Consider the following 8,395-nt stretch of genomic DNA (forward strand, 5'->3'; position numbering starts at 1 on the left):
AAAATAATGACTCTGCATCTGAGGTTCGTGCCCGATTTTCTCTGGTAACTCAGGGAATAGAAAGTAGCGACAAAAAAAGAAAGTTAGAAAATGTTTTGAAAAGCGGTGATAATGGCGGAATGGATGATCTAGCGCGACGTGTCGGTAATCTCGAAACAAAGATGGACAAGGTCCAAGAAGCCTTGGTTTCCATTCAGGTGACGCTCGCCCGCATGGAAGCATCAATGGCGACGAAAGACGACCTGTCGCTTGTTCGTTCTGATATGACAGCAATGAGAACATCGTTAGAGGCGAAAGCTACGTCAGCAAATGTGGCGGAAATTAAAGGGCGCGTCGATGCGTTGCCAACTATGGCTAAGCTCTCTGCCCTCGTCGCAATAGGACTAACAACCGCGACTATCATCCTTGGCGTTTATCACCACGGCATAGTGGCCCACTGGTGGTGAGCTAACCCACCCGGCTCCGGCCAGGTTTCTTTTTTTGAATAAAATGGGATACCTCCCAAATTAATGTTGACACGATAATGGGACATATCCCATAGTCATCCCACGCCAGAACGGCGATGGGAGAAACGCTCGTGACACAGCTTACGATCCTTGGAACGAATATCAGGCAGGACGCGGAAGGCAGATATTGCCTGAACGACTGCCATCGGGCTTCTGGGGGAGAGGCCTCGAAGGCACCGGGCCAGTGGATGGCAAACAAGCAGACTAAGGCCCTGATGGCAGAAATGGATACTGTGGAAAATTCCACAGTTTCAGAAACTGCCGGAAAGTCGGTAGTTACCATCGAAGGCAGAAATGGCGGAACGTATGCTGCTAAAGAGTTAGTTTATGCCTATGCGATGTGGATCAACCCGGCTTTTCACCTGAAGGTTATCCGCGCCTTCGATGCGATGGTGAGTGGAAAGGGTCCGCTTACTGTGCAGACCCTTTCGCGTGAGCAGAAGATCAACGAGGCTTTCCTCCTTTCGCAGGACATAATCCGCGAGAAGGATGAAGAGATCGCAGTTCTTCGCCCGCAGGCCGAGGCCCTGAAGGTCATCACTGAAGCAGACAGCGACCTTGGCGTCCGTGATGCAGGCCGGGAACTCCAGATTGGCCAGAACCGCGTTGTCGACTTCTGCCTCAAGCACGGATGGGCCTGCCGGGAAGGCGGCAAGCTGAAGGCCGCACATTACGGCCTCACCAAGAAGTACTGCCGCATGTGCGCCGCGCCCTACACGGACCGCTTCACAGGCGAGACCAAGGTGCGCGAAGACTTCCGCCTGACCCGCAAAGGCATTGAGCGCATCGCGTATCACCTCGCCAAACAGCTCACGGCCAACCGCGAGAAACAGGCACAGATCGCCCGCGAGATGGAGCTGCACTAATGGCGCACCCTGACAACTTCAGCGACGCGGCCTTCAATCATCGGATGGCTGGATTTGGATACGGCAGCAACAGTGGCGGTCGAGTGGTCGAACTACAGCTCAAGCTGAAAGATATCGAGCGCCGTAGCGATGCTGTTCAGAATGAACTGAACCGACTGGATGAGCAGTGGTCCGAGACAAACAATGAACTCAAGTCGCTTGAGGTGGCCTGCTGATGTCGAGCGAGCTGAGTAAAGCATTGAATGAAGTGCAGATCGTGCGGGACTTTCTCAAGCGCGCCGATGTTCGAAGCGCTCTGTCAGGCCTGAATACAGACGATCTCTTCGGAGCGACTTACAGCGCATCACGGGCAGCTATTCGCCTCAGTCACGAAATCAAGGCCCGGTCTTTAGAAGCCGCATAAGCGCCAAGTAAAAGCAAGGAATTCGAACAATGCGTGAAGCAGTGAACGGGAGAGGTGCGTCTATGTCATTCGTTCCTCACCCAGATACAGTCCGCAAGATCCGGCAGTTGAACCGGATGGCAGACTACCTCCGCAATCAGCGCAACATTGCCCCGACGCAAGGGCTGCGCGAACTGTACGAAACGCAGCTCATCGGCAAGCTGGATGAGATTGCAGCCATTGAAAACGGTCCGGCCGTCGCTCGCCTTCGCAAGCTGGCAGAAGCTGTGAAGCCCGGTCTGGCTTTCCTCATGATGGAAGTGGGGCTGCCAGCATGAGCGAGGTAATCGAGCGCCCTAAGGCACAGGTAGCAACGACAAAAGCAAGCGCCCCGCAGGCTGCGTCCATGATGGAAGTCATCGCAAATGCGGCTTCCAATCCAAACTGCGACATTGAGAAGATGCAGGCGCTTTTGGCGATGCAGGATAAGCTCATAGAGCGTGAGGCACGGGCAGAGTTCAGTGCAGCCATGGCAACGGCATGCGGTGAAATTCCTCAGGTTGAGCGCAATGGTACCGTCTCTCTAGGCGGGAAGGGTGGATACAAGTTCACGAAATGGGAAGACATGGATCGCGTGATCCGCCCAATTCTGGCGCTTCACCATCTTCGCCTTTCCTTCAATACGCGCTCAGCAGAAGGCAGCAACGCTAAGGTCATCATCGGCACGATCTCTCATGCCAATGGCCAGTCGCAGAGCGCTGAAATCGAACTCCCACTGGATGCAGGGCAGGGACGCAATCCATTGCAGGGATTTGGGTCAACCATTTCCTACGGGAAACGGTATTGCGCTGAGATGCTGCTGAACATTGTCCGCTGTGATGAGGATATCGACGGCAAGTATCAGCCGCAAAAGCAGGCGAACTTCATTTCCTCGAAGCAAAAGGAGGAGCTGATCTCGCTGCTACAAAAGACGGGGGCAGATACGGCTGCATTCCTGGCATGGGCCCGCTGTCGCTCTCTCGATGAGATGGACGCTCAAACATTTCCAAAGGCCCGTCAGGCCCTTCTTTCCAAAATTCCGCAGGGAGAGGGGAAATGAAGATTCATAATGTTGAGCAGGGCACAGCAGAATGGCTGGCTCTTCGCATTGGCATCCCCACGGCTTCTGAGTTCGAAAAGATCATCACGCCTGCTGGCAAGCTGTCATCTCAGGCCCCAGCTTACGCTGCGCGGCTGGCGGCAGAGATCGTATTAAACCGCTCTCTGGATAAAGATCTGTCGAACCTCATGGCCATCCAGCATGGCAATGAATTCGAACCGCTCGCTGCCATGGCGTATGAATTTGAATTCGGGGTCAAGACAGAGAAGGTCGGCTTCATCACAAACGATGAAGAAACGATTGGTGTAAGCCCTGATCGTCTCGTCGGGTCTGACGGCCTAGTCGAGATCAAGTGCCCCGAACCAGCAACTCATGTCTTGTATCTGACGCAAGGCTTTGACCGGAAATACTATCCGCAGGTTCAGGGGCAGCTCCTTTTCGCAGAACGCGAATGGAATGATCGTGTGTCTTACAGCGATGAACTACCGCTCTACACAGAGCGGACGTTTCGCGATGAGCCATTCATCAAGACGCTCGATGAAGCCCTCAAGAACTTTCATGAACTCAAAATGGAAATGCTCGAAAAAGTGCGCCGTGCAGGCTCACCAGAGCTGGGAGCCGCAGCATGACGCGCGACCTGGACCAGAACATGAGCGCTGCGATCTGGGTGCAGCATATGGCGGAGACGCTGCGGGAACTGTCGCAGGAGAACCGAGACAAACGCTGGGGCAGGGCGCTGGCGACTGACGACGTGCGGATGATGCGCCTCCAAGGGCGCTTTGTCGGGGGTGAGGCGTGATGAAAACGATCGAATATCGGACGATGGACAAGTCTAGTTGGGGTCCTGGCCTGTGGATGCAGGAGCCCGACAAGAAGCAGTGGAGTGATCCAGTTACAGGGCTTCCCTGCCTCATCGTAAGAAACGCTCTCGGGGCTCTCTGTGGGTACGTCGGTGTATCAAAATCGCACCCTGATTTTGAGTGCGATTACGACAGTGTGGACGTTCGGGTCCATGGCGGCCTGACATTTGCAAACCACTGCCGTCCCGGGCCGGAGGATGCCTCGATCTGTCATCTCGTTGCAGATGGTGAAGATGATCATGTGTGGTGGTTAGGCTTCGACTGCGCGCATTGCGATGACGAAGTTCCGGGGCATCCATTCATGCGCTGGGGCGGTCTGTATCGTGATTTCGATTACGTGTCCCGCGAAGTAACGAATCTTGCATCTCAACTTAAAGCCCGGGGTGAAGCATGACCCCGCACCCCTTCCTTGTGTGGGTCGATCACGCTCTGCGCTCGCTGTCCGTGTGGTTCCACGACGGGATCACCGGGCATGGCTGGAGGATGCGGCGTGACTGATCTCCTACCGACCATCTGCGAGGCGCTGGCCCTCGTGTTCCTGCTGCTGATTGTGTCCGGCGCTGAGCCGGGGAGTGTTTGAGATGACCTTAAGCGAACTGATTGATTTTCTTGAGAAGCAAGACCAGTCGAAAGTAATCGCATCTGGGTGGGGCGAGGGATCAGCCCACTCCTATCGTGGATACTATTCCGAGTTGGCATTTGAAGCGCGTTCAAACGTCACTATCGCTGACATGCTTGCAGAAGCAAAATCGGCCCTGGGTAAAGAGTTCGAGGGCTACAAGGGTGGCGAATATGTCATGGGACCGCATACAGACTGCTATCTAGCAGAGTATGGCTCTTGCGGTTCTGAACTCAGCTTGCCGCTGCTTGAGGTGATGTGCGGGGTTGGCCCCATGATCGAACGCGCCATTGCCGAGGCTGTGGCGGCGGAGAGGGAGCGGTACGCGAAGGTATGCTGCTCCCTAGCTGATAAAGAATTTGGCGACGGCAACAAAAGCGACGCCATCACTGCACTCATGTGCGCCGAAGCCATCCGGAGCGCCGCGAAATGACCCAGAACACGGAACAGAACGTGCGGACGTTTCGCGCGAGGGAAAAGCAGGTGAAAGTCTTTGGCGATATGGCTGAAGAATTGGGTAGCGTCGCAGATAATTCTTATGGATGGGCACGACGGGAAATCCTCGAAGCCGAAACCCGAGGCGCGGAAGAGCAGCGCCGGAAGGATGGGGCGGCGCAGGTAGTTCAAGTTCCAAGCGAAGGGCCGCTTCTGATCGTCTTTCAGGAAGATGGCATAAATCCGGAATTGTTCGCTGGATGCGGGGCACGGGAAGGAGCATATCAACGCTTCGCTCACGTCGGAAACGGCTACCATTGCCGACTTTACGCCGCAGTTGATAGCAGTATGCGGCATGACCACGAACAAGGGGCATTGCTCAAAATCGCCAACGTCGCCGCGCTGGAAGCGGAGATTGCGTCCCTGAAGGAAGCCGAGCAGCTTGCGCGGGCTGATGCCGAGGCGAGTAAGGCAAATGCTGGCTGGAACTTCCTCACGGAAAACGTTTCGTCTGATCCTGAATTGCCCAGTTGCCGCCTCTCTACCTTGTTCCAAGAAGGCGATGAACTCTCTCGTTTCCAGCAAGCATCCCAGGAGTTTGGCATCGAGGTCCGTCTCGTTGCTGATGACCGAGAGGATGAGGACTGTGACAAGGAGCTTTCAGCGGAGACCCTTTCCAAGTTTGATCCCTGCCAATTCCTGATCCGAGATGGATGGTCATTTGTGGACGTCTGGGAAAACGACGACGGGGGTATCATCCGTCTGTTTGCCCGCGCCGACCTTACACGCGAGGGAGGGGTGTGATGAGTACTGAAACTAATATTGCCGAAGCTAAAGTTCAGACGCACGATCGCTGTCTCAACCGGGCGATGCGGGAGCAGATCGGGAGCCTGCTCCACGAACTGGAATATATCGAACATGCCGCAAACAACCCGAAAGAAGTGAGGCGGCTAGTAAGATTTGCGCTCACCAAGCATAAGAAACTTGAGGCGGAGTTTTTGGCAGAATTCAAGAATACTTGGTCATGGGTCGAGGCAAATCTCACAATACCCGCAGGAGACCCGGCATGAGCGGGCGGACGGATACGGAGCGGCTGGAGTGGATCGCTAGGACACCGGATTTCCTTTTGGAGGTCATAGTCGATCAGCCCGAAGATGGCAGCTACATGGTTATGGCGCATGACCATGCCTACATCGGACGAACATACCGTTCTGCCATCGACGCCGCCATGGACGCGGAGGAACGGGGATGAGAGATAAGCAGCTTTCAATCGAGATCAACCAAGGCCCCAAATGCCCCGCGTGCCAGTGCGACACGTTCGACGACTGGCACCATGAGAAGACCTTTAGAAAAGTGTCTTGGTTTTGGTCTGGACGACTAAAGTGTCATCAGTGCGGGCGATTTTTCTCTATTGCGGCTTATCCTGATGGACAAGTTCATTCCACGATGTGGAGGAAGGCAGCGTGACGCCCCTCACAAAAGAGCAGGCCATTGCGCGCCTGCCGCGCGTTGCAACGGGCTGGATCTTCCCAGCCGATATTAACCTGCCAGTGTTCGAAGCGCTGGAGAAAGAAGGGATCGCAAACCGCCAAGGCTTTGGGTTCCAGTTGAAGGAGGGCGGGGATGACTGATGTAATTGAACGTCCTGACACAACCTTCGTCCGCTGGATTGCGCGCGTGTTCTATCGATCAGAAAACGGACTTGTCGATGTGCAGCATGACATGGAAGAGCTCGAAGAACTTCAGGATCTCGTTGAGCGCGGCCCGAATTGGGACACGATTGAGAAGATCGAAATCAGGCGTGCGGTTCCATCACAAGACCTGATTACAATCGAGGAGGCGCGTCAGCTATGACCGAACAAGTCTTAACACGCCCGCAGCGTGACGTGCTGAATGCCCTGCAAGAACAGCCGGACGTCTGGCACGCACCGGACAAACGCAATCGCTACGCCTATCAGCCCCTTATGCGTCTAGGACTGGTCGAGCGCAGTCCGGACGGGCTGTATCGCGCCGTGAAGGTGAAGGAGGGCAGCCATGGGTGAGACGCTTGAGCAGCTGCTGACCGCACAGGAAGTGGCCGATAAACTTCGTACCACGCCAAGCAATCTCTATAGGAAGATCAAGGCCGGTAAATTTCCGGCCCCAATCCAATTAAGTATCCGATGTGTGCGATGGAAAGAGAGCGACGTGGTGCAATGGCTTAATAACTTGCCGACCTCCGTACCGTCTGAAGCAGATCTCGAGTTGGCGTAGCATCTTTTAAAAGCAGATCTGCCCACTCCTGGGCGATCTGCTTTCTGCGTTCCCCATGCTGGGCGCGGTTGTAAGCCGCTTCAACAGCGTCTTTTGGTACATGCGCAAGCATTAGATCGATAATGGCCCTATCCTCAGGCCGCCTCTCGTTCATGATAGATGAGAACGAGGACCGAAACCCGTGCGGCACATGCTGGCCGGCATATCCTGCCCGATTAATGAGATATCCCAGAGCATTTTCGGACATGGGCTTATGAGCCCATCGCGTATTTGGGAATACTAGGGGCCCGCGACCGGTCAGTGGTCGAATGATCTCAAGCACAGCACGGGCCTGCGTTGAGAGGGGTACAACATGTTCGCGGCGCATCTTCATGCGTTCCGATGGGATAACCCAAACATCATCTTCCAACTCAGTCCAAAGCATACCGCGCACCTCTCCGGAACGTACTGCCGTAAGTGCCAGAAAGCGGAGAGCAAGCTGGGTGATAGGATGGGAAGGAGTATGTTCTACCCGCCGCATCATGCGCTTAAGCGGCTCAAGTTGAATAATCGCTGGCTGCTGCCCCTTCTGAAGCGGGGCAAGGGCGCCCTTTATTTGGTCAGCAGGGTTTAGCGTCCCCAAGCCACAGGCTATCCCGTAAGCAAAAATAGCCCCCATCCGCTGACGTACGCGACGAGCTGTTTCACCAGCCTGTTTCTTTTCTATGGAGTGAACAACATCTAGAGCAATAGGCGCTGTAATAGCGTCCAGGGCCAAGCTTCCGATCTTCGGAAAAGCAAAGCGCTCAAGAGTGCTCTGAACCTCAGAGCGATGCTGCGGCGTCCACTGCTTCCCATGGGCTGCAATCCACGCCATTGCCACAGCCTTGAACTGATTGTCTGTTCTTACTGCCTCGGCCCGTTTCTGCTGACGGGTGAGCGCCGGGTCTTGCCCGTTTCGCAACTCTTCGCGTGCGAACTCTTTCGCCTTCCTGGCATTGAGTAAACTGACCTCGGGATAACTCCCAAACGAGAGCGTTTTTTCCTTGCCTCCAAACCGATATTTCAACCGCCAGAGCTTCGCGCCGTTCGGTCGGACGAGAAGATACAGACCCTGCGCGTCGCTAAGCTTGTACTGCGATTCGCGTGGCTGAGATTTGCGGATTGCTATGTCTGTAAGCACCGATACCCCCACGTCTCAAACGATACCCCCATCGGTACCCCCATTATGATTGCGGTTCATGGTTTGTTCTCGTCATTAATGGACACAAACCAGATGAACGAAAAGGGCAGAAATGGCTGCCCTTGGTCAATAACGGTCACTAATGGTGGGGGTATCGTTGGCGGAGAGAGTGGGATTCGAACCCACGGTACGCTATTAACGTACACACGCTTT

Annotated in this window: 18 protein-coding genes; 17 read left to right on the plus strand and 1 reads right to left on the minus strand. The window is 54.9% G+C overall.

Annotated features, from left to right (window positions below; translation table 11 throughout):
* The 17 genes from ABF979_RS15320 to ABF979_RS15400 form a co-directional block, all read left to right on the plus strand.
* Window positions 1-446, plus strand: a 446-nt coding sequence (locus ABF979_RS15320) for a hypothetical protein (protein ID WP_415560610.1), incomplete at its 5' end; no start/stop codon positions are given.
* A gap of 131 nt (window positions 447-577) precedes the next feature.
* Window positions 578-1,372, plus strand: a complete 795-nt coding sequence (locus tag ABF979_RS15325) for a KilA-N domain-containing protein (protein WP_415560611.1) — start codon at window positions 578-580, stop codon at window positions 1,370-1,372.
* Window positions 1,372-1,587 (plus strand): hypothetical protein, encoded by a 216-nt coding sequence (locus ABF979_RS15330; RefSeq protein WP_415560612.1) that lies wholly within the window; start codon window positions 1,372-1,374, stop codon window positions 1,585-1,587. Before ABF979_RS15325 ends, ABF979_RS15330 begins: the two co-directional genes overlap by 1 nt.
* Window positions 1,587-1,775, plus strand: a complete 189-nt coding sequence (locus ABF979_RS15335) for a hypothetical protein (RefSeq protein WP_415560613.1) — start codon at window positions 1,587-1,589, stop codon at window positions 1,773-1,775. The genes ABF979_RS15330 and ABF979_RS15335 overlap by 1 nt, the downstream gene beginning before the upstream one ends.
* Window positions 1,776-1,837: 62 nt before the next feature.
* On the plus strand, window positions 1,838-2,092 hold the full coding sequence (locus tag ABF979_RS15340) for a hypothetical protein (protein ID WP_415560614.1): 255 nt from the start codon (window positions 1,838-1,840) through the stop codon (window positions 2,090-2,092).
* Window positions 2,089-2,853, plus strand: coding sequence for an ERF family protein (locus tag ABF979_RS15345; protein ID WP_415560615.1), 765 nt, complete (start codon window positions 2,089-2,091; stop codon window positions 2,851-2,853). Before ABF979_RS15340 ends, ABF979_RS15345 begins: the two co-directional genes overlap by 4 nt.
* On the plus strand, window positions 2,850-3,482 hold the full coding sequence (locus ABF979_RS15350; protein ID WP_415560616.1) for a lambda exonuclease family protein: 633 nt from the start codon (window positions 2,850-2,852) through the stop codon (window positions 3,480-3,482). Before ABF979_RS15345 ends, ABF979_RS15350 begins: the two co-directional genes overlap by 4 nt.
* Window positions 3,479-3,652, plus strand: a complete 174-nt coding sequence (locus ABF979_RS15355; protein WP_156472205.1) for a hypothetical protein — start codon at window positions 3,479-3,481, stop codon at window positions 3,650-3,652. Before ABF979_RS15350 ends, ABF979_RS15355 begins: the two co-directional genes overlap by 4 nt.
* Window positions 3,652-4,107, plus strand: a complete 456-nt coding sequence (locus ABF979_RS15360) for a hypothetical protein (protein WP_415560617.1) — start codon at window positions 3,652-3,654, stop codon at window positions 4,105-4,107. Before ABF979_RS15355 ends, ABF979_RS15360 begins: the two co-directional genes overlap by 1 nt.
* Window positions 4,108-4,294: 187 nt before the next feature.
* Complete coding sequence (locus tag ABF979_RS15365) at window positions 4,295-4,765, plus strand: hypothetical protein (protein WP_415560618.1); 471 nt, start codon at window positions 4,295-4,297, stop codon at window positions 4,763-4,765.
* Complete coding sequence (locus ABF979_RS15370; protein ID WP_415560619.1) at window positions 4,762-5,571, plus strand: hypothetical protein; 810 nt, start codon at window positions 4,762-4,764, stop codon at window positions 5,569-5,571. The genes ABF979_RS15365 and ABF979_RS15370 overlap by 4 nt, the downstream gene beginning before the upstream one ends.
* Window positions 5,571-5,837 carry a hypothetical protein gene (locus tag ABF979_RS15375; RefSeq protein WP_415560620.1) on the plus strand — a complete coding sequence of 89 codons (267 nt, stop codon included), beginning with the start codon at window positions 5,571-5,573 and terminating at the stop codon, window positions 5,835-5,837. The genes ABF979_RS15370 and ABF979_RS15375 overlap by 1 nt, the downstream gene beginning before the upstream one ends.
* Entirely contained in the window at window positions 5,834-6,019 is a 186-nt protein-coding gene (locus ABF979_RS15380; RefSeq protein WP_415560621.1) for a hypothetical protein, read from the plus strand. The genes ABF979_RS15375 and ABF979_RS15380 overlap by 4 nt, the downstream gene beginning before the upstream one ends.
* 211 nt (window positions 6,020-6,230) lie before the next feature.
* The gene (locus ABF979_RS15385) at window positions 6,231-6,398 is read left to right on the plus strand and encodes a hypothetical protein (RefSeq protein ID WP_415560622.1); all 168 of its coding nucleotides are present in this window, start codon (window positions 6,231-6,233) and stop codon (window positions 6,396-6,398) included.
* Window positions 6,391-6,621, plus strand: a complete 231-nt coding sequence (locus ABF979_RS15390; RefSeq protein ID WP_415560623.1) for a hypothetical protein — start codon at window positions 6,391-6,393, stop codon at window positions 6,619-6,621. Before ABF979_RS15385 ends, ABF979_RS15390 begins: the two co-directional genes overlap by 8 nt.
* Window positions 6,618-6,809: a hypothetical protein gene (locus tag ABF979_RS15395; protein ID WP_415560624.1), complete on the plus strand. Its 192-nt coding sequence runs from the start codon at window positions 6,618-6,620 to the stop codon at window positions 6,807-6,809. Before ABF979_RS15390 ends, ABF979_RS15395 begins: the two co-directional genes overlap by 4 nt.
* On the plus strand, window positions 6,802-7,020 hold the full coding sequence (locus ABF979_RS15400; RefSeq protein ID WP_415560625.1) for a helix-turn-helix transcriptional regulator: 219 nt from the start codon (window positions 6,802-6,804) through the stop codon (window positions 7,018-7,020). The genes ABF979_RS15395 and ABF979_RS15400 overlap by 8 nt, the downstream gene beginning before the upstream one ends.
* Here ABF979_RS15400 and ABF979_RS15405 read toward each other — a convergent pair.
* Window positions 6,968-8,182, minus strand: coding sequence for a tyrosine-type recombinase/integrase (locus ABF979_RS15405; protein WP_415560626.1), 1,215 nt, complete (start codon window positions 8,180-8,182; stop codon window positions 6,968-6,970). The genes ABF979_RS15400 and ABF979_RS15405 overlap by 53 nt on opposite strands.
* Window positions 8,183-8,395 lie beyond the last annotated feature (213 nt).

The sequence above is a fragment of the Gluconobacter sp. genome (assembly GCF_047723935.1).
Classification (GTDB): domain Bacteria; phylum Pseudomonadota; class Alphaproteobacteria; order Acetobacterales; family Acetobacteraceae; genus Gluconobacter.

Bases quoted from the DNA above. Each gene is read 5' to 3' on its own strand.
- ABF979_RS15330 (WP_415560612.1), top strand. From the start codon at position 1,372: ATGGCGCACCCTGACAACTTCAGCGACGCGGCCTTCAATCATCGGATG.
- ABF979_RS15340 (WP_415560614.1), top strand. From the start codon at position 1,838: ATGTCATTCGTTCCTCACCCAGATACAGTCCGCAAGATCCGGCAGTTG.
- ABF979_RS15400 (WP_415560625.1), top strand. From the start codon at position 6,802: ATGGGTGAGACGCTTGAGCAGCTGCTGACCGCACAGGAAGTGGCCGAT.
- ABF979_RS15375 (WP_415560620.1), top strand. From the start codon at position 5,571: ATGAGTACTGAAACTAATATTGCCGAAGCTAAAGTTCAGACGCACGAT.
- ABF979_RS15380 (WP_415560621.1), top strand. From the start codon at position 5,834: ATGAGCGGGCGGACGGATACGGAGCGGCTGGAGTGGATCGCTAGGACA.
- ABF979_RS15365 (WP_415560618.1), top strand. From the start codon at position 4,295: ATGACCTTAAGCGAACTGATTGATTTTCTTGAGAAGCAAGACCAGTCG.
- ABF979_RS15360 (WP_415560617.1), top strand. From the start codon at position 3,652: ATGAAAACGATCGAATATCGGACGATGGACAAGTCTAGTTGGGGTCCT.
- ABF979_RS15355 (WP_156472205.1), top strand. From the start codon at position 3,479: ATGACGCGCGACCTGGACCAGAACATGAGCGCTGCGATCTGGGTGCAG.
- ABF979_RS15370 (WP_415560619.1), top strand. From the start codon at position 4,762: ATGACCCAGAACACGGAACAGAACGTGCGGACGTTTCGCGCGAGGGAA.
- ABF979_RS15395 (WP_415560624.1), top strand. From the start codon at position 6,618: ATGACCGAACAAGTCTTAACACGCCCGCAGCGTGACGTGCTGAATGCC.
- ABF979_RS15345 (WP_415560615.1), top strand. From the start codon at position 2,089: ATGAGCGAGGTAATCGAGCGCCCTAAGGCACAGGTAGCAACGACAAAA.
- ABF979_RS15390 (WP_415560623.1), top strand. From the start codon at position 6,391: ATGACTGATGTAATTGAACGTCCTGACACAACCTTCGTCCGCTGGATT.
- ABF979_RS15335 (WP_415560613.1), top strand. From the start codon at position 1,587: ATGTCGAGCGAGCTGAGTAAAGCATTGAATGAAGTGCAGATCGTGCGG.
- ABF979_RS15350 (WP_415560616.1), top strand. From the start codon at position 2,850: ATGAAGATTCATAATGTTGAGCAGGGCACAGCAGAATGGCTGGCTCTT.